The sequence below is a fragment of the Burkholderia sp. AU19243 genome, from assembly GCF_018148075.1.
Lineage (GTDB): Bacteria > Pseudomonadota > Gammaproteobacteria > Burkholderiales > Burkholderiaceae > Burkholderia > Burkholderia latens_A.
In genome coordinates this window covers 248,760-268,162 of record NZ_JAGSTV010000001.1, presented here as the reverse complement: position 1 = coordinate 268,162, position 19,403 = coordinate 248,760, and the positions used below count along the sequence as shown (strand labels likewise).

The window sequence follows — 19,403 nt, the reverse complement described above, 5'->3', positions numbered from 1 at the left end:
CCACATCGGTGCGCTGCCTCGCCCCGGCACGCAGGATGCGTCGGGTATACTGCGCCGAACCCCATCGCCCTGTCCGCCCGCTTCGACATGAATTCCAGCAAGCCCGCCGCCCTTCTCTCCATGCTGTTCCGCGTTCGTGTTCCGCTCGTTGCCGGTGCCGTCGCCGCGATGCTGGCCGCCGCACCGGCCGCCGCGCAGACGCCGTCTGCGAAGTCGTCCGGCACGCTCGTCGCGCAGGCGCAACCGCAGCAGCCGGCACCGCAAGGCCAGACCTTCGAAGAGGAAATCGTTCCGCAGCGTTACGCGAACAACGCGAAGGTCGATGCATTCATCGACGAGATGGCGAGCCGCAACGGCTTCGATTCCGCGAGCCTGCATGCGCTGTTCTCGCGCGTCAGCTACTCGGCCACAGCCGTGAAGCTCGTGAAGCCGGCGCCGACGCCTTCGGTGAAGAACTGGCGCGTCTATCGCTCGCGCTTCATCGAACCGATCCGCATCAACGCGGGCGTGAAATTCTGGAAGGAGAACCGGGCGACGCTGCAACGCGCATCTGCGCAATTCGGCGTGCCTCCGGAGGTAATCGTCGGCATCATCGGCGTCGAAACGATCTATGGCCGCTACATGGGCAACTTCCGCGTGCTGGATGCGCTGACGACGCTCACGTTCGACTACCCGGACACGCCGAATCGCGACAGCCGCCAGGCGACCTTCCGCAAGAACCTGGAGGATTTCCTGGTCTGGACCCGCGACAACCAGCTCGATCCGACCACCGTGCTTGGCTCATATACGGGCGCGATCGGCATCCCGCAGTTCCTGCCGAGCAGCATCCGCGAATATGCGGTCGACTACGACGGCGGCGGCCACGTCGATCTGCGCAGCAGTCCTGCCGATGCGATCGGCAGCGTCGCGAACTATCTGAAGCAACACGGCTGGGAAACCGATCGGCCGGTGGTGTGGCGCATCACGCCCGACACCGGCAGTCTCGGCATCGCGCAGGCCGCAGCCGACGGCCAGCCCGAGCCGCACTGGGCGCTGTCGCAATTGCTGCGCGCGGGCCTGACGCTCAACGAGCCGACAGTCAACATCACGACCGAAGCGAGTACGCCGGTCACCGTGGTCGACCTGCCGTCGCCGGCAAGCGCAACCGAGTACATGCTCGGCCTGAAGAACTTCTATGTGCTCACGCGCTACAACCGCAGCTTCTTCTACGCGCTCACGGTGTACCAACTCGGCGAAGCCGTGAAGGCCGAAATGGAAGCGCGCGGCGCGCTGCCGCTGCCTGCGGCCGACACGGAAGCGCCGGCGCAGTAAGCCCGGCCCCAAGCAAAGAAAAAGCGCTGCTGATGCAGCGCTTTTTTTATCGCGCCGCCCGGCCGACGCCGACCGGGCACCGCCTCGCGTTCATGCGGGGAACACGCCGGTCGACAGGTAGCGGTCGCCGCGATCGCAGATGATGAACACGATCGTTGCATTCTCGACCTGGCGCGCGATGCGCATCGCGACTTCGCACGCGCCGCCCGACGAGATGCCGGCGAAAATGCCTTCGACGGCCGCGAGCCGGCGCGCCATCGTTTCCGCCGCGGCCTGACTCACACCCTCGACGCGATCGACGCGGCTGCGATCGAAAATCGTCGGCATATAGGCTTCCGGCCACTTGCGAATGCCCGGAATACGGGAGCCTTCTTCCGGTTGCGCACCGACGATCTCGATCGCCGGGTTCTGCTCCTTCAGGTAGCGCGACGTGCCCATGATCGTGCCCGTCGTGCCCATCGCCGACACGAAGTGCGTGATGCGCCCTTCGGTATCGCGCCAGATCTCCGGCCCCGTCGTTTCGTAGTGCGCGATCGGGTTGTCGGGATTCCCGAACTGATCGAGGATCACTCCCTTGCCTTCGCGCTGCATCTGCTCCGCGAGGTCGCGCGCCAGTTCCATCCCGCCCTTCACCGGCGTCAGGATGATTTCGGCGCCGTAGGCCGCCATGCTCTGGCGGCGCTCGACCGACAAGTCCTCCGGCATGATCAGCACCATCTTGTAGCCGCGGATGGCCGCAGCCATCGCGAGCGCAATGCCCGTGTTGCCGCTCGTCGCTTCGATCAGCGTATCGCCCGGCTTGATGCGGCCGCGTGCCTCGGCCTTGCTGATCATCGACAGCGCCGGACGATCCTTCACGGAACCGGCCGGGTTGTTGCCCTCGAGCTTGGCGAGCAGCACGTTATTGCGTGCGCGAATCTCATCGTCCGGCAGGCGGACCAGTTGCACGAGCGGCGTGTTGCCGATCGTGTCTTCGATAGTTTTGTAAGCCATGGGGATACCGTGAGTGCGAGGGCGATCAATCGATTGATTGTAAACCAGCGCAGGCGCGCACGCGGGCAACCCCCATCGACACGATGGAATACCGGTGCCGCGCGATTCAAGATCGTGCCGGCGCAGCTTGCACGCAAAAAACCCGCGGCGTGCCGCGGGAAGCCGTCGCAACGACGGCGACTGAAGGAGCCTTTGCTGGAACCGTTGCGGGGCGGGCGTTACTTGTGCGCAGTGCGTGCCGGCGCCGGCGCGGATTTCGCGGCAGCGGACTTGCCGGCAGCAGGCACGGCGGCACCAGGAGCGGTAGACGAGATGGTCAAGCCCTCCTGCTGAAGGCGCTCGACCGTGTGGCCGCCCATGCCTTTCACGCGCGACGCGAGATCTTCTGCATTCCTGAACGGGCCGCGCGCGGAGCGCTCGTCGAGAATCGCCTTGGCCCGCGCGGGGCCGATGCCCTTGATGCCGACGAGCGCATCCTCGTTCGCGGTGTTGACGTCGACGGCCGCCCAGGCCGAAGCGATCGCGCCGAACATCGCGGCGGCCGCAAGCCATTTCCTGATCATGTGCTGGATCTCCGATGAAAACGGCCGGCGGCTGCCGACCGTGAGACCCAGTCTAGCGACGCAACGACTGCGTTTAAACCTGGCCGGACAGCCAACGCACGTAGCGATCGACCCCTTCCTGCACGGTCAGGAACGGCGCATCGTAGCCGGCGGCACGCAGCTTCGTCTGGTCGGCCTGCGTAAAGCATTGGTACTTGCCGCGCAGCGCATCGGGGAACGGCACGTATTCGATCAGCCCCTGTTCGACCTGCTGCGCGAGCGTCAGCGGCGGCTGGTTGTCGAGCGCGCGCAGCGTGTTCACGACCGTCGATGCGATGTCGTTGAACGGCTGCGCACGGCCGGTGCCGAGATTGAAGATGCCCGACTTCTCCGGATGATCGAAGAAGAACAGGTTCACCTTCGCGACGTCCTCGACCGAAACGAAATCGCGTGTCTGCTCGCCCGGCGCGTAGCCGTTGTATTCGCCGAACAGCTTGACCTTGCCTTCCGCGCGGAACTGGTTGAAGTTGTGGAACGCGACCGATGCCATGCGGCCCTTGTGCGTTTCACGCGGACCATACACGTTGAAGTAGCGGAACCCGGCGATCTGGCTCTTCGCGCTCGGCAGCACGCGGCGGACGACCTGGTCGAACAGGAACTTCGAATAGCCGTAGACGTTCAGCGGCGCCTCGACCTCGCGCTCCTCGACGAAGCGCGTCGAGCCGCCGTAGATCGCGGCCGACGACGCGTACAGGAACTGCGCGCCCTGCGCGAGGCACGCATCGAGCACCGCGCGGCTATAGCGGAAATTGTTGTCCATCATGTAGCGGCCGTCGGTTTCCATCGTGTCCGAACAGGCGCCTTCATGGAACACCGCACGTACCTTGCCGAAGTCGCCACGCGTAAAGCGCTCGACGAATTCGGTCTTGTCGAGATAGTCGTCGATCTCGCAATCGACAAGATTCCGGAACTTGTCTGCGCGCGTCAGATTATCGACCGCGATGATGCGCGACTCGCCGCGCTCGTTGAGCGCCTTGACGATGTTCGCGCCGATAAAACCGGCTGCGCCGGTGACGATAATGGTCATGGTCGTCCTGCCTGAAAAATTACAATACCCATGCGCGGCGCGCTCAGCGCGCCGCGCAACGCGCTTAGTGAAAGAGTTCGTCGTAGTCTACCGTGGCCGTGCCGAGCTTACCGACCACGATGCCCGCGGCACGGTTCGCGAGCACGACGGCGTCGACGAGCGGCACGCCGGCGCCGAGCATCGTCGCGACCGTCGCGATCACCGTATCGCCCGCACCCGACACGTCATATACCTCGCGCGCCAGCGCCGGCGCATGCAGTTCGCCGTTCGCGGAGAAGAGCGTCATCCCCTCTTCCGAGCGCGTGAGCAGCAGCGCATCGAGGTCGAGGTCCGCGCGCAGCTTCGCGACGCGCGCACGCAGGTCGTCTTCCGAATGCCAGTGGCCGATGACTTCGCGCAGCTCGGCGCGATTCGGGGTAATCAGCGACGCGCCGCGATAGCGCTCCCAGTCGCCGCCCTTCGGATCGACGAGCACGGCCTTGCCGACCGCGCGCGCCTTCTCGATCATCGTCGTCACGTGCGTGAGGCCGCCCTTCGCGTAGTCCGACATCAGCACGACGTCGTGCTCCGGCAACAGCACGTCGAAACGGGCGAGCCCGGCGAGCAGTACTTCGTGCGTGGGCATCGCCTCGAAGTCGACCCGCAGCAGCTGCTGCTGGCGCGCGAGCACGCGCAGCTTGATGGTGGTCGGCAGCGCCGCATCGCGTTCGAGATGAGGCGTCACGCCGCTACTGCCGAGCAGCTCGACGATCCGCTCGCCGGGTTCGTCGCAACCGACCACGCACAGCAAGCCGGCCTGGCCGCCGAGCGTCACCGCATTGCGCGCGACGTTGGCCGCGCCGCCGAGGCGCTCTTCCTGGCGCTGCACGTGAACGACCGGCACCGGCGCTTCCGGCGAAATACGGTCGACGTCGCCAAACCAGTAACGGTCGAGCATCACGTCACCGACGACGAGCACACGCGAGCGCGCAAGCTGCGCCCGCGGTACCGGCACCACTTCACGAAGCGTAGTCATCGTGCACTCACCGACGGGAAAGGGACTGGGGATCGACGTGCGGGCGGCCGATCGCGTAGTAGTCGATGCCGAGTTCCGCCATCGCGTCCGGCTCGTACAGGTTGCGCCCGTCGAAGATCACCGGCGCCTTCAGTTCCGCCTTCAGGCGCGTGAAATCCGGGCTGCGGAATTCCTTCCACTCGGTGACGATCACGAGCGCGTCCGCGGCTGTCACGGCTGCGTCCTGCGTATCGACGAAGTGCAGGCGCGCAAGCGCGTCGGAACCGTCGCCGAGATCGAGCGAAAACACGCGGCGTGCCTCGTCGATCGCGACCGGGTCGTATGCGCGTACGGTCGCGCCGCGCTCGAGCAGCGCGCCGATCAGCCGACGGCTCGGCGCCTCGCGCATGTCGTCCGTATTCGGCTTGAACGCGAGACCCCACACCGCGAATTCGCGACCGGTCAGGTCCGCACCGAACCGCTGCTCGATCTTGCCGATCAGCACGTCCTTCTGCGCGGAGTTGGCCGCTTCTACGGCCTCCAGGATGCGCAGCGGCTGGCCGTTCTCGCCGGCCGTGCGGATCAGCGCCTGCACGTCCTTCGGGAAACACGAGCCGCCATAACCGACGCCCGCGTACAGGAAGTGATAACCGATGCGCGGATCGGAGCCGATCCCGCGGCGCACGGCCTCGATGTCGGCGCCGACCTTGTCCGCCAGGTTCGACATTTCGTTCATGAACGAGATGCGCGTCGCCAGCATCGCATTCGCTGCGTATTTCGCGAATTCCGCCGACCGCACGTCCATGTAGATCGTGCGTTCGTGATTACGATTGAACGGCGCGTAGAGCTTCTTCATCTTCTCGCGGGCGATCGTTCCCGTCTCGTCATCGTCGACGCCGATGATGATGCGGTCCGGGCGCATGAAGTCCTCGACGGCCGCGCCTTCCTTCAGGAACTCGGGATTCGAAACGACCGAGAAGCGGTGCGCGACGCTGCCCGCGAGCCCGCGCGCGCCGAGCGCCTCGTCGACCACGCTGCGCACGCGCTGCGCGGTGCCGACCGGCACCGTCGACTTGTCGACGATCACCTTGAAGCCGGTCATGTGACGGCCGATGTTGCGCGCGGCCTCGAGCACATATTGCAGGTCGGCCGAGCCATCCTCGTCGGGCGGCGTGCCGACCGCGATGAACTGGATCTCGCCGTGCGCGACGCTCGCTTCGATGTCGGTCGAGAAACGCAGGCGGCCGGCCGCGCGGTTGCGCGCGATGATGTCCAGCAGCCCCGGTTCGTGAATCGGCATCCCGCCGTTGTTCAGGATGTCGATCTTGCGCGGATCGACGTCGAGACAGAAGACGTCGTGGCCGATCTCTGCAAGACAGGAGCCCGTGACGAGACCGACGTAGCCGGTGCCGATGATGGTGATTTTCATAGATGTTCCGGTACTTCCCGGTGATTGACTAACTTGGCCGCCAGGCCGGGCCCGGCGGCGACGCCGCGTGTCGCTGCCGCGCGCCGGGATCAGCCCGGCATCGCAGGTTCGACGCGGCGCGGCGCATAGGTTTCCCAGCCGCTGCAGCCGGGGCACTGCCAGTAGAAAAGCCGTGCCCGGAAACCGCAATTTTGGCACGTATACCGTGGCAGATTTTTGGTGCGCTGCTTGATCAGCGCACGCATCATTTCAAGCTCCTTACGGCGCGGCTCGTCGGCGGCCGCGATCTGCGCGTCGAGCAGATGCAGCATGCCCGACAGGTTCGGCGACTTCTCCATCTGCGTGCGCGCAAGCGTATGTGCAGCGTCCTGGCCGCGCAGCCCCGCGATGTGCTGGTATGCGATGTCGAGCAGGTCGTTCGACGGATAACGATCGATATAGCCCATCAGCAGCTCGGCGCCCTCGACCGGCTTGCCTAGCGCAACGTGGGCCTTCATCAGCTTGTCGGCAACGAGCGGCAGATATGCGGGATTCTGCGCTTCGACGCGCTTCCAGTGCTCGATTGCATCTGCATGATCGCCCGCGGCCTGCGCGGCGTCGCCGGACAGGATCGTCGCCCGCACGTTCTGCGGGTTCGCCGCGAGCGCGAGCTTCAGCTGGTCGGCCGCGACCGCAGCGTTCTTGCGCTGCAACGCGTCCTGCGCGAGTTCGCAGTGGAACTGCGCAATTTCGATGCCGAGCGGCTTGTCGCTCATCGACTCGATGCGCTTCGCCGTATCGATCGACTTGTTCCAGTCCTTCTCGATCTCGTAGATCGTCAGCAGCGCCCGCTGCGCTCCGAGCGCGTAGTCGCCGTCGGCGAGCCGGTGGAATGCCTCCTCTGCCCGATCGAGCAGGCCGGCCTTCAAGAAGTCCTGGCCGAGCTCGTACAGCGCGTGATCGCGCTCGTTGACGGGCAGGTCCGTGCGGCTCAGCAGGTTCTGATGCACACGGATTGCGCGGTCCGTTTCGCCGCGACGACGAAACAGGTTGCCGAGCGCGAAGTGCAGTTCGACCGTCTCCGGGTCGAGCTTCGCGACTTCGATGAACGCATCGATCGCCTTGTCCGGCTGTTCGTTCAACAGAAAATTCAGGCCGCGGAAATACGATCGCGGCAGGTTGGCACTCTCCGACAGGAGGTTCTTCAGGTCATAGCGTGACGCCGCCCAGCCGAGCGCGAACGCCACCGGAATCGCGAGCAGCCACCAGAAATCCAGATCCATGCGAAATATCGATGCAGAGACGAAAACCGCGCGAAGATCGCGCGGCGTCCGAGTTAAATGACGGGCGGCATCGGCGGCTGGTCGACGATGGCCGGAGTTTCCCGGGCCGCGCGCAAATCGCGCTTCAGGCGCCCGTTCTCGACGCGCAGGCGGAAGATCGCCGGCAGCGCGGACAACAGGCCGGCAAGCAGCCCGACGACGAAGAACGCGAGGCCGATCAGGATCAGCGGCGCTTGCCATGCATAGCCGGCAACGAAATTCAGCGTCGCGGTTTGCGTATTGGCCAGCGCGAGCACCAGCAACAGCACGAACACCAATACCCGGATCAGCCAGACGATAAACTTCATGTAGCCCTCTCGTTGTTGAGGTTTGCCGTGGCGCGCGACTCCCCTTCGCGTCGCCGAATCGACCCGTATTGTAAAGGAAGCGTTTCCGCGTCACCGCACATCCTGCGGCCAGGCGCGGCCACGCAGCGGCCGAAAATGAAAAAAGCGCCCACTGGGGGCGCTTTTTTCTTCAGCTTTGCCGGCGTGATTCCGGGCATGCCGAACGACGTTCAACGCTCGTCGTCCGGATCGTCAGCTTTCAGCGGCTCGCCGGCGCGGCCGTCGACGCGTTCACGCAATTCCTTGCCAGGCTTGAAGTGCGGCACGAACTTCTCGGGCACCTGCACTTTCTCGCCGGACTTCGGGTTGCGTCCGACGCGCGCCGGGCGACGGTTGAGGCCGAAGCTGCCGAAACCGCGAATTTCAATGCGATGACCTTTGGACAGAGCATCGGACATCGCATCGAGCATCGTTTTCACTGCAAAATCCGCATCCTTGAGGACAAGTTGCGGAAATCGCAGTGCCAGCTGCGCGACCAACTCGGATTTGGTCATACTTCAGCAGACCTCGTGAGGCTTACTGGTTCTGGCCGTCGAGCTTCGCCTTCAGCAGCGCGCCGAGGTTGGTCGTACCGGTCGCAGCAGCGCTGGAGTCGGACTGCAGGCCGCGGATCGCTTCCTGTTGTTCAGCCGAATCCTTTGCCTTGATCGACAGGTTGATGCCACGCGACTTGCGATCGATGTTGATCACCATCGCGTTGACCTTGTCGCCTTCCTTGAGCACGTTGCGTGCGTCTTCGACGCGATCCTGCGAGATTTCCGATGCACGCAGGTAGCCTTCGACGTCGCCCGTCAGCGTAATGACAGCGCCCTTCGCATCGACCGACTTCACCACGCCGTCGACGATCGAGCCCTTGTCGTTCATTGCAACGTAGTTGCTGAACGGGTCGCCTTCGAGCTGCTTGATGCCGAGCGAAATGCGCTCCTTCTCGACGTCGATGCCGAGCACGATCGCTTCGACTTCGTCGCCCTTCTTGTACTTGCGAACAGCTTCTTCGCCGGCTTCGCTCCACGACAGGTCCGACAGGTGGACCAGGCCGTCGATGCCGCCCGGCAGACCGATGAACACGCCGAAGTCGGTGATCGACTTGATTGCGCCCGTGATCTTGTCGCCCTTCTTGAAGTTGCGGCTGAAGTCATCCCACGGATTCGGCTTGCACTGCTTCATGCCGAGGCTGATACGACGGCGGTCTTCGTCGATCTCGAGGACCATGACTTCGACTTCGTCGCCCAGTTGCACAACCTTCGACGGTGCAACGTTCTTGTTGGTCCAGTCCATTTCCGACACGTGGACGAGGCCTTCGATGCCCGATTCCACTTCGACGAATGCGCCGTAGTCGGTGATGTTCGTGACCTTGCCGAACAGGCGCGTGCCCGACGGGTAACGGCGCGAGATGCCTTCCCACGGATCGTCGCCCAGTTGCTTGATGCCGAGCGAGACGCGGTTCTTCTCTTGGTCGAACTTGAGGATCTTCGCGGTGACTTCCTGGCCAACCGACAGGACTTCGCTCGGGTGACGCACACGGCGCCATGCGATGTCGGTGATGTGCAGCAGGCCGTCGATGCCGCCGAGGTCGACGAACGCGCCGTAGTCGGTGATGTTCTTGACCACGCCGTTGACGATCGCGCCTTCCTTCAGCGTCTCGAGCAGCTTCGCGCGCTCTTCGCCTTGCGTTGCCTCGATCACTGCACGACGCGACAGCACGACGTTGTTACGCTTGCGATCGAGCTTGATCACGCGGAACTCGAGCGTCTTGCCTTCGTACGGGGTCGTGTCCTTGACCGGACGCGTGTCGACCAGCGAACCCGGCAGGAACGCGCGGATGCCGTTGACCATCACGGTCATGCCGCCCTTCACCTTGCCGGTGATCGTGCCGGTGACGAGTTCGTTGTTGTCGAGGGCCTTTTCCAGCGACAGCCACGATGCAAGGCGCTTTGCCTTGTCGCGCGACAGGATCGTGTCGCCGTAGCCGTTTTCGAGTGCGTCGATCGCGACGGACACGAAATCGCCCGCCTGCACCTCAACCTCGCCCTGATCGTTCAGGAATTCCTCGATCGGAATGTAAGCCTCGGACTTCAGGCCTGCATTGACGACCACGAAGTTGTGGTCGACGCGCACGACTTCGGCGGAGATCACTTCGCCGGCGCGCATGTCTTGGCGGGTCAGCGACTCTTCGAACAGAGCCGCAAAGGATTCGGTATTCGGGGTGGAGGTTTGCAGGTCGGACATAAAAATCTGATTGTGCATGGTTCGCTGTGCCACGCCGGCCGGAATGGCAGGCTGAAAGGGCCAGATCGAAGCCACACGGGGTTAAGGGTTCGAAACACGCTCCGCACTTACGCGCGGAGCACCTACTGACGCCCGCCTTGTCAGGCTGGCTGGCCGAGCGCCCGGTACCACTGCAGCACCTGGTCGACGGCTTCATCGACCGACAGCGCCGACGTATCGAGCAGCTTGGCATCTGCCGCGGGCTTCAGCGGCGCGGCCGCGCGATTGCTATCGCGCGCGTCCCGTTCGCGCAAATCCCGGAGCAAGTCATCTATATTAGCAGAAAAACCTTTTTGCATCAATTGCTTATGCCGTCTGGCCGCGCGCGCCTCCGCGCTGGCCGTGAGGAACACCTTCAGCACGGCATCCGGGAAGATTACGGTGCCCATGTCGCGCCCGTCCGCGACGAGGCCCGGCGTCTTGCGAAACGCCCGCTGGCGCGCGACCAGCGCGGCGCGCACCGGCCCGTGCACGGCAATCGCCGACGCGCGGTTGCCGACCGCTTCCGCACGAATGTCGTTCGACACGTCGACCCCGTCGAGCTGCGCGCAGCCCTCGCGAAACGTGATGTGAAGATCGTCGATCAGCTTCACGAGCGCGTCGATGTCCTCCGCTGCGATGCCGTAGCGCACGCTTGCAAGCGCGGCGAGCCGGTACAGCGCCCCGCTGTCGAGCAGGTGGAAGCCGAGGTGCGCGGCGACGAGCGCGGCGACAGTGCCCTTGCCGGAGGCGGTCGGGCCGTCGATCGTGATAACGGGGGTCGGGTGAAAGGGTCGTGTCGATTTCATCGGGTACGGTCGGGTCAGGCTTTGGCGAGCGCGGCGAAGCGGTCGAAATAGTCGGGGAACGTCTTGCCGACGCACTTCGGGTCGTTGATCCGCACGGGCACGCCGCCCAGGCTGACGAGCGAGAAGCACATCGCCATCCGGTGATCGTCGTACGTGTCGATCGCAGCGTTCGGCGTGAGCCGCTGCGGCGGCGTGACGACCAGATAGTCGGAGCCTTCCTCGACGATCGCACCGACCTTGCGCAGCTCGGTCGCCATCGCGGCGATACGGTCGGTTTCCTTCACGCGCCAGCTCGCGATGTTGCGCAGCGTGCTCGTGCCGCTCGCGAACAGCGCCGCAACCGCGATCGTCATCGCGGCATCGGGAATCAGGTTGAAGTCCATGTCGATCGGCTCGAGCTTGCCGTGGTCGTGGCCGATGCCGCGCACTTCGATCCAGTCGTCGCCCATCGTCACGTTCGCGCCCATTTGCATCAGCGCGTTCGCGAAGCCCACGTCACCCTGAATGCTCGCGCGTCCCACGCCCTCGACGCGCAGCGGGCCGCCGCCGAGCGCGCCGGCCGCGAGGAAGTACGACGCCGACGACGCATCGCCTTCGACCATGATGCGGCCCGGCGAACGGTAACGGACACCGGCCGGCACGACGAAGCGCTGCCAGCCGTCGCGCTCGACGGTCACGCCGAAGCGCTCCATCAGCCGGATCGTGATGTCGATGTACGGCTTCGAGATCAACTCGCCGTCGACTTCGACGACGATCTTTCCGTCCTTCGCCTTCACGAGCGGCAGCGTCATCAATAGCGCGGTGAGGAACTGGCTCGACACGTCGCCGCGCACGCGGATCGGCGCATCGACCGCAATCGCCGCGGGCTTGATCCGCAGCGGCGGGAAGCCTTCGTTCTGCTCGTAGTCGATTTGCGCGCCGATCTGCCGCAGGCCGTCGACGAGGTCGCCGATCGGCCGCTCGTGCATGCGCGGCACGCCGTGCACGCGATAGTCGCCACCGTTCACGGCGAGCGCGGCCGTCAGCGGGCGCACGGCGGTGCCCGCGTTGCCGAGGAACAGGTCGGCCGTCTTCGCGGTAAACGCGCCGCGCGTGCCGGTGACGACACAGGTGTCGCCGTCGCGCGCGAGTTTCACGCCGAGCTTGCCGAGCGCGTCGAGCATCACGCGCGTGTCGTCGGAATCGAGCAGGTTCGTGATCGTGGTGTCGCCTTCGGCAAGCGCGGCGAGCAGCAGCACGCGGTTCGAGATGCTCTTCGAGCCAGGCAGGCGCACGGTGCCCGATGCGCTGGAATACGGGCCGAGATCGAGATAGTCCATGGGGAATCGTCCTGTTATTTCTTGACCGGCTCGGCAGCGGGCTGCGCGCCGCGCTCCTGCCATGCCTTGCGTGCCGCGCGCGAGCGCGTGAACACGGTTTCGAGCGCCGCGCCGTCGCCCGCGTCGATCGCCGCACGCAGCCGTGCGAGCACGCGCGTGTAGCCGTCGAGTTCGTCGAGCAGCGCCGCGCGGTTCGCAACGCACACGTCGCGCCACATTTCCGGGCTCGACGCAGCAATGCGCGTGAAGTCGCGGAAGCCGCCCGCCGCGTACGAGAATTTCAGCTCGGCATCCGCCTCGCCGAGAATCTGCTCGACGAGCGCGAACGACAGCACGTGCGGCAGATGGCTGATCGACGCGAATACGCGGTCGTGCTGCGCCGTGCTCATCGTGCGCACGTCGGCGCCGGTTGCCCGCCACATCGCGTCGATCCGCTCGACCGTTTCGGGTGCGTTCTCCGGCAGCGGACACAACACGACGTTACGGCCGACGTACAGATCCGGCAGCGCGGCTTCGACGCCGCTCGACTCTCGTCCGGCGATCGGATGCCCCGGCACGAACTGCGCGATCCGTGCGCCGAGCGCCTCGCGCGCGGCCGCGACGACGTCGGACTTGGTGCTGCCCGCGTCGGTGACAATCGTCGCGGCGTCGAGCGACGGAGCGATGCGTGCGAGCAGCGGGTGCGTCTGTGCGACGGGCGCGGCCAACAGTACGAGGTCGGCGCCGGCCAGCGCGTCGCGCAGTTGCGCATCGTCGTCGAGCGACGCCGCGCGATCGATCACGCCGAGCGCGAGCGCACGCTCGACCGACGCCCGCGAACGGCCGACGCCGACGACTTCACCCGCGCCGCCCGGCTCACGCTCGCGCAGCGCGCGCGCCAGCGATCCGCCGATCAGGCCGACGCCGAAGATGACCAGTTTGTTGAATGCAAAGCCTGACACGACATGAGCCAAGTGACGCACGCGGAACGATGCCCCGCGCACGGAAGTCCAGATTCCGGGCAACAGGCGCGCACCCGGCGCTCCACGCGCCGGCTACCGCCCGAACCCGCCTTCGGCAGTGCCGCCAGGCCTGCCCTGCCCGCTGCGCCGCCGCGTTCGCACGGCACGCGACGGGCCGCCGCGCGTCAGCGCGCGCGCGGATACGATCCGAGTATCTTCAGGAACGCGGCCTTCTGGCCAAGCTCCGCGAGCGCGGCGGCCACGGCCGGCTCGTCCCGGTGCCCTTCGATGTCGATGTAGAAGTAATACTCCCACGTGCCGACCCGCGCCGGACGCGACTCGAAGCGCGTCATCGACACGCCGTGCCGCGCGAGCGGCTCGAGCAGCTTGAACACGGCGCCCGGCTCGTTCTTCACCGACACGATCAGCGACGTCTGGTCGTGACCGCTTTGCCCCGCCGGCTGCTTGCCGACGATGACGAAACGCGTGCGATTGTGCGGATCGTCCTGGATCAGCGAGAACGCGATCTGCAGCCCGTAGTGCGCGGCCGCGCGATCGCCGGCAATCGCCGCCACGCCCGGATCCGCCGCCGCGAGGCGCGCGGCCTCCGCATTGCTCGCGACCGCCTGCCTCTCGAGTTGCGGCGCGTTCGCGGCGAGCCACTGCTGGCATTGCGCGAGCGCCTGCGCATGCGCGCATACGCGCGTGACGCCGTCGAGCGTGCCGCTCTGCGTGAGCAGGTTGTGATGGATCGGTAGTGCGAGTTCGCCGCTGATCAGCAACTGCGTCTGCAGCAGCAGATCGAGCGTGCGCGACACCGCGCCTTCGGTCGAATTCTCGACCGGCGCGATGCCGAACGCGCACGCGCCAGCCTCGACCGAGCGGAACACCTCGTCGATCGACGGACACGGCAGCCCTTCGATCGACTGGCCGAAATACTCGAACATCGCCTGTTCGCTGTACGTGCCGACCGGCCCGAGGAATGCGACGTGGATCGTCTGCTCGAGCGCCCGGCTCGCGGCCATGATCTCGCGCCAGATCGCGCTGATGTGCTCGCCCGCGAGCGGCCCCGCGCTCATGTCCTGCAGGCGCGCGATCACCTGCAGCTCGCGCTCCGGCCGGAACACCGGCGCGTTGAAATGCTTCTTGACCTCGCCCACCTCGAGCGCCACCGCGGCGCGCTGGTTGAGGAGCGCAATCAGTTGCGCGTCGATCGCATCGATGCGGTCGCGCAGCGGTTTCAGGCGGGAATTCAGTTCGTCGTCCATGCGTTTTGCCGTGCTGTTTGAACAGCGCCGCCGTCAGGCGCCGCGCTGCTCGAAGTCCTTCATGTACTCGACGAGCGCTTGCACGCCCTCGAGCGGCACCGCGTTGTAGATCGACGCCCGCATGCCGCCGACGGACTTGTGGCCCTTCAGCTGCAGCAGCCCGCGCGCCTTTGCGCCGGCAAGGAAGTCTTCATTGCGCGTTTCGTCGGCCAGGAAAAACGGCACGTTCATGCGCGAACGCACCGCCGGCTCGACCTTGTTCAGATAGAAGCTGCTCGCATCGATCGTGTCGTAGAGCAGCTTCGCTTTCTCGATATTGCGCGCCTCGATCGCGGCGAGGCCGCCCTGCCGCTTCAGCCACTGGAACACGAGGCCGGCGATGTAGATCGCATATGTGGGCGGCGTGTTGTACAGCGAGTTGTTCTCGGCGACGGTTTTCCATTCGAATGCGGACGGACAGATCGACAGCGCGCGATCGAGCAGATCCTCGCGGACGATCACGACCGTCACGCCTGCCATCCCTATGTTTTTCTGCGCGCCGCCGAACAGCACGCCGTACTTTGCGACGTCCATCGGGCGCGACAGGATATGCGACGACACGTCCGCGACGAGCGGCACGTCGCCGAGATCGGGAATCTCGAACGTCTCGACGCCGTCGATCGTCTCGTTCGTGCACAGGTGCACGTAGGCCGGATCGTCCGACAGTTGCCATTCGTCGCGGGCCGGCGCGCGCGTGAAGCCGTCGGCCGTCTTGCCGGACGCGGCCAGATGCGGCGTACCGTACCGCTTCGCTTCGTTGAACGACTTCTGCGACCACGAACCCGTCACGACGAAGTCGGCGGTCTTGCGCGTGCCGAGCAGGTTCATCGGCACGATCGCGTTCTCGGCGATGCCCCCGCCCTGCAGGAACAGAATCCGGTGGCTGGCCGGCACGTCGAGCAGCTCGCGCAGGTCGGCCAGCGCCGCCTCGTGGATCGACATGAATTCCTTGCCGCGATGGCTCATCTCCATCACGCTCATGCCGCTGCCGTGCCAGTCGAGCATTTCGTCTGCGGCCTGCCGCAGCACTTCCTCGGGGAGCGCCGCCGGGCCGGCGGAGAAGTTAAAGACGCGCATCGTGAAAAACCTCGGGAGGGACGCGACCGGCTTGCCGCCGGCAGAAAGAACCGCGCCAGAAAAGGAATGGCCGCTTGCGCTCGCGCGCAAACGGCCATTATCGCACTGTCATCAGGCTCCCGCCAAACCCGGCCGAACGGCCGGGCGGCGTGCCCGGACGGCTTACTTGCCCGGCTTGACTGCCGCGACTTCCTTGTCAGCCTGCGCGCGGGTTGCCTGAATCGCTTGCGGCATGTACTTCTGCATCAGGCCGTTGACCACGTCGCGGCCGACTTGATCCTGGACCTGGATGAACTTGCGGCCCGTCGGGCTCTTGTAGAACGTCGTCAGATCCTTGATCTCCGACGTGCTGTAGTACTTCGCGTACGCGTCGTACTGAGCCGACATCGCGTCGTTCTGGAACTGCTGCGTGCCGAACACCTTGCCCGCACCGTCGACCAGCTTCGGCACAGCGTTCTTCTGCAGCGTCGGCACGGCAGCCTGCTTCTGCTTGTCGTTCAGCGTCTTGTTTTCCGACAGCGCGTCCGACAGGATTGCCGGCACGAGCTGCTTTGCCTGCATCTCGGCGCTGTTGCCGATAGCCGACACGAGCTTCGGCGCGTCGATCGCGTCGAGCAGATCCTTGATCGCCGCCTTCTTGTCGGCGTCGATCGGCGCAGCTGCTGCGGTTGCGGCCGGTGCGGAATTCGACAGCGCTTGCGCCATCGCGAACGTCGGCACCAGTGCAGCCAGCAGAACCAGTTGCTTGAATTGCTTTTGCATCATCACTCCCTCTTGGAAATATGAATGGTTGCTCGCCGACCGCGGCGCTTTACGCGCGCGGCGGCTCGAGTCTCATCCGTTCTCAGGCTTCGCCGTCCGACGCCTCGTCGGCGTCGCCGTCGCCCTCTTCGGCTTCCGCGATCTGCTGCAGGCCGGAGAGCTTGGTACCCTCATCGAGACTAATGAGTGTAACACCTTGCGTCGCGCGGCCCATCTCGCGAATCTCGGACACGCGCGTACGAATCAGCACGCCCGCTGTCGTGATCAGCATGATCTGATCCTCGGCGTCGACGAGCGTCGCGGCCACCACCTTGCCGTTGCGCTCGGACGTCTGAATCGCAATCATGCCCTTCGTGCCGCGGCCGTGGCGCGTGTACTCGGTGATCGGCGTGCGCTTGCCGTAGCCGTTCTCGGTCGCGGTGAGCACGGTTTGCTCCTCGCTGCCCGCGACCAGCAGCGCGATGACCTGCTGACCGTCCTCCAGCTGCATGCCGCGCACGCCGCGCGCTTCCCGGCCCATTGGGCGCACGTCGTTCTCGTCGAAGCGCACGGCCTTGCCGGCGTCGGAGAACAGCATCACGTCGTGCGCGCCATCGGTGATCGACGCGCCGATCAGGTAGTCGCCGTCGTCGAGGCCGACCGCGATGATGCCCTTCTTCATCGGACGGCTGAATGCCTCGAGCGGCGTCTTCTTCACGGTGCCGAGCGACGTCGCCATGAACACGAACTTGTCGGCCGAGAACTCCTTCACCGGCAGCACGACGTTGATCTTCTCGCCGTCCTGCAGCGGGAACATGTTGACGATCGGACGGCCACGCGAGTTGCGCGAGCCCTGCGGCACTTCATACACCTTGACCCAGTACACGCGGCCGCGGTTCGAGAAGCACAGAATGTAATCGTGCGTGTTCGCGATGAACAGCGTCTCGATCCAGTCGTCTTCCTTCATCTGCGTCGCCTGCTTGCCGCGGCCGCCGCGCTTCTGCGCGCGATACTCGGACAGCGGCTGCGACTTCACGTAGCCCGCATGCGACATCGTGACGACCATGTCCTGCGGCGTGATCAAGTCTTCGGTATTCAGCTCGGTCGCGTTCAGCTCGATCTTCGAGCGGCGCGCATCGCCGAACTCGGCCTTCACCGTCGTCAGCTCTTCGCCGATCATCGTCGTGATCCGCTCCGGGCGGGCGAGGATGTCGAGCAGGTCGGCGATCTGCGCCATCACCTCGCGGTACTCGCCGATGATCTTGTCCTGCTCGAGGCCGGTCAGGCGCTGCAGACGCATCTGCAGGATTTCCTGGGCCTGCGTGTCGGACAGCTTGTACAGCCCGTCACCCTGCATCCCGAATGCCGGATTCAAGCCTTCCGGACGGTAAGCGGAGCGGCCGCCCGCGGCGGCATTGTCGGTTTCCGCCCGCGTCAGCATCTCGCGCACGAGCGACGAATCCCACGGCTTCGCCATCAGTTCCTGCTTCGCGATCGGCGGCGTCGGCGCGGCCTTGATGATCGCGATGAACTCGTCGATGTTCGCGAGCGCGACCGCGAGACCTTCGAGCACGTGGCCGCGTTCGCGTGCCTTGCGCAGTTCGTAGATCGTGCGGCGCGTCAGCACTTCGCGCCGGTGCGACAGGAAGCACTGCAGGATTTCCTTCAGGTTCAGCAGCTTCGGCTGGCCGTCGACGAGCGCAACCATGTTCATGCCGAACGTGTCCTGCAACTGCGTCGCCTTGTACAGGTTGTTCAGCACGACCTCGGGCACTTCGCCGCGCTTCAGCTCGATCACGACGCGCATGCCGCTCTTGTCGGACTCGTCGCGAATGTCGGAGATGCCTTCGAGCTTCTTCTCGTTCACGAGTTCGGCGATGCGCTCGAGCAGCGAGCGTTTGTTCACCTGGTACGGCAGCTCGTCGACGATGATCGCCATCCGCTGGCCGCGATCGATCTCCTCGAAGTGCGTGGCGGCGCGCATGACGACGCGGCCGCGCCCCGTGCGGTAGCCGTCGCGCACGCCGGCGACGCCATAGATGATCCCGGCCGTCGGGAAGTCGGGCGCCGGGATGATTTCGATCAGCTCGTCGATCGTCGCTTCCGGATTGCTCAGCAGGTGCTGGCATGCGTCGACGACTTCATTCAGGTTATGCGGCGGGATGTTGGTCGCCATGCCGACCGCGATGCCCGACGAACCGTTGATCAGCAGGTTCGGGATGCGCGACGGCAGGACCGACGGCTGCGTTTCGTTGCCGTCGTAGTTCGGCTCGAAGTCGACCGTTTCCTTGTCGATGTCGGCGAGCAGTTCGTGACCGATTTTCGCCATGCGAATTTCGGTGTAACGCATCGCCGCGGCATTGTCGCCGTCGATCGAGCCGAAGTTGCCCTGCCCGTCGATCAGCATGTAGCGCAGGGAGAAGTCCTGCGCCATCCGCACGATCGTGTCGTACACCGCGGTATCGCCGTGCGGGTGATACTTACCGATCACGTCACCGACGATACGCGCCGATTTCTTGTACGCGCGGTTCCAGTCGTTGTTCAGTTCGTGCATCGCGAACAGTACGCGCCGGTGCACGGGCTTCAGGCCATCGCGGACATCCGGAAGGGCACGTCCGACGATCACGCTCATCGCGTAATCGAGATACGAACGGCGCATTTCCTCCTCGAGGGAGGTGGGCAGGGTCTCTTTGGCGAATTGATCCATGTATCCGTATCGTTTCGGAGCGAAGACGGCGAACGCCTTTCGCGTGGGCGCTGCATGCGCAACGCAACGCGAGATTCTAACATGCGCCCATCCGCAGCCAATTCGCCGCCCCCTCTATATGTAAACAGCAAAAACCGTGGCCGCCGCGATGGCGTCCGAACGATCGCGGTCCCACCCCGTTAAATGGCGCCGGCATCCGCGCCAACCGTTTTTGCGCGCGCAAGCAAACATTCAAGGCGCCCTCCGCAATT

The 19,403-nt window shown here is 65.2% G+C and carries 17 protein-coding genes; 1 reads left to right on the top strand and 16 read right to left on the bottom strand.

From position 1 onward, the window contains the following. Nucleotides 1-87 precede the first annotated feature (87 nt). A complete protein-coding gene (gene mltB, locus KDW55_RS01275; protein WP_209821520.1) occupies nt 88-1,311 on the top strand; it encodes a lytic murein transglycosylase B in 1,224 nt (407 codons plus the stop codon). 90 nt (nt 1,312-1,401) lie between these two features. Here the strand turns inward: mltB and cysM are convergent, their stop codons facing one another. From cysM to gyrA, 16 genes are all read right to left on the bottom strand, one after another. Then, nucleotides 1,402-2,304 carry a cysteine synthase CysM gene (cysM, locus tag KDW55_RS01270; protein ID WP_212159837.1) on the bottom strand — a complete coding sequence of 301 codons (903 nt, stop codon included), beginning with the start codon at nt 2,302-2,304 and terminating at the stop codon, nt 1,402-1,404. Nucleotides 2,305-2,522: 218 nt separating this feature from the next. Next, nucleotides 2,523-2,867 (bottom strand): helix-hairpin-helix domain-containing protein, encoded by a 345-nt coding sequence (locus tag KDW55_RS01265; RefSeq protein WP_040143699.1) that lies wholly within the window; start codon nt 2,865-2,867, stop codon nt 2,523-2,525. 73 nt (nt 2,868-2,940) lie between these two features. Then, nucleotides 2,941-3,933, bottom strand: coding sequence for an ADP-glyceromanno-heptose 6-epimerase (gene rfaD / locus KDW55_RS01260; RefSeq protein WP_059543826.1), 993 nt, complete (start codon nt 3,931-3,933; stop codon nt 2,941-2,943). A 64-nt stretch (nt 3,934-3,997) separates the two neighbouring features. Next, the gene (gene rfaE1 / locus KDW55_RS01255) at nt 3,998-4,948 is read right to left on the bottom strand and encodes a D-glycero-beta-D-manno-heptose-7-phosphate kinase (RefSeq protein ID WP_212159836.1); all 951 of its coding nucleotides are present in this window, start codon (nt 4,946-4,948) and stop codon (nt 3,998-4,000) included. 7 nt (nt 4,949-4,955) lie between these two features. Beyond that, nucleotides 4,956-6,356 carry a UDP-glucose/GDP-mannose dehydrogenase family protein gene (locus KDW55_RS01250; RefSeq protein ID WP_069241112.1) on the bottom strand — a complete coding sequence of 467 codons (1,401 nt, stop codon included), beginning with the start codon at nt 6,354-6,356 and terminating at the stop codon, nt 4,956-4,958. A gap of 89 nt (nt 6,357-6,445) precedes the next feature. Continuing rightward, the gene (lapB, locus tag KDW55_RS01245) at nt 6,446-7,618 is read right to left on the bottom strand and encodes a lipopolysaccharide assembly protein LapB (protein ID WP_212159835.1); all 1,173 of its coding nucleotides are present in this window, start codon (nt 7,616-7,618) and stop codon (nt 6,446-6,448) included. 53 nt (nt 7,619-7,671) lie between these two features. Continuing rightward, nucleotides 7,672-7,965 (bottom strand): LapA family protein, encoded by a 294-nt coding sequence (locus KDW55_RS01240; protein ID WP_040143696.1) that lies wholly within the window; start codon nt 7,963-7,965, stop codon nt 7,672-7,674. 209 nt (nt 7,966-8,174) lie between these two features. Then, nucleotides 8,175-8,498 carry an integration host factor subunit beta gene (locus tag KDW55_RS01235; protein ID WP_006750752.1) on the bottom strand — a complete coding sequence of 108 codons (324 nt, stop codon included), beginning with the start codon at nt 8,496-8,498 and terminating at the stop codon, nt 8,175-8,177. Nucleotides 8,499-8,520: 22 nt separating this feature from the next. Further along, nucleotides 8,521-10,251, bottom strand: a complete 1,731-nt coding sequence (gene rpsA, locus KDW55_RS01230; RefSeq protein ID WP_315854891.1) for a 30S ribosomal protein S1 — start codon at nt 10,249-10,251, stop codon at nt 8,521-8,523. Nucleotides 10,252-10,373: 122 nt separating this feature from the next. Continuing rightward, nucleotides 10,374-11,060 carry a (d)CMP kinase gene (gene cmk / locus KDW55_RS01225; protein ID WP_040143695.1) on the bottom strand — a complete coding sequence of 229 codons (687 nt, stop codon included), beginning with the start codon at nt 11,058-11,060 and terminating at the stop codon, nt 10,374-10,376. Between the two features lie 14 nt (nt 11,061-11,074). Then, a complete protein-coding gene (gene aroA / locus KDW55_RS01220) occupies nt 11,075-12,379 on the bottom strand; it encodes a 3-phosphoshikimate 1-carboxyvinyltransferase (RefSeq protein ID WP_040143694.1) in 1,305 nt (434 codons plus the stop codon). A 14-nt stretch (nt 12,380-12,393) separates the two neighbouring features. Further along, nucleotides 12,394-13,320: a prephenate dehydrogenase/arogenate dehydrogenase family protein gene (locus tag KDW55_RS01215; RefSeq protein ID WP_040143693.1), complete on the bottom strand. Its 927-nt coding sequence runs from the start codon at nt 13,318-13,320 to the stop codon at nt 12,394-12,396. Nucleotides 13,321-13,505: 185 nt separating this feature from the next. Further along, nucleotides 13,506-14,588 carry a prephenate dehydratase gene (gene pheA, locus KDW55_RS01210; protein WP_040143692.1) on the bottom strand — a complete coding sequence of 361 codons (1,083 nt, stop codon included), beginning with the start codon at nt 14,586-14,588 and terminating at the stop codon, nt 13,506-13,508. A gap of 33 nt (nt 14,589-14,621) precedes the next feature. Then, nucleotides 14,622-15,704, bottom strand: coding sequence for a 3-phosphoserine/phosphohydroxythreonine transaminase (serC, locus tag KDW55_RS01205; RefSeq protein ID WP_040143691.1), 1,083 nt, complete (start codon nt 15,702-15,704; stop codon nt 14,622-14,624). A 162-nt stretch (nt 15,705-15,866) separates the two neighbouring features. Next, entirely contained in the window at nt 15,867-16,466 is a 600-nt protein-coding gene (locus tag KDW55_RS01200; RefSeq protein WP_040144902.1) for a DUF2059 domain-containing protein, read from the bottom strand. A gap of 82 nt (nt 16,467-16,548) precedes the next feature. Continuing rightward, nucleotides 16,549-19,152, bottom strand: coding sequence for a DNA gyrase subunit A (gene gyrA / locus KDW55_RS01195; protein WP_040143690.1), 2,604 nt, complete (start codon nt 19,150-19,152; stop codon nt 16,549-16,551). Nucleotides 19,153-19,403: the final 251 nt, after the last annotated feature.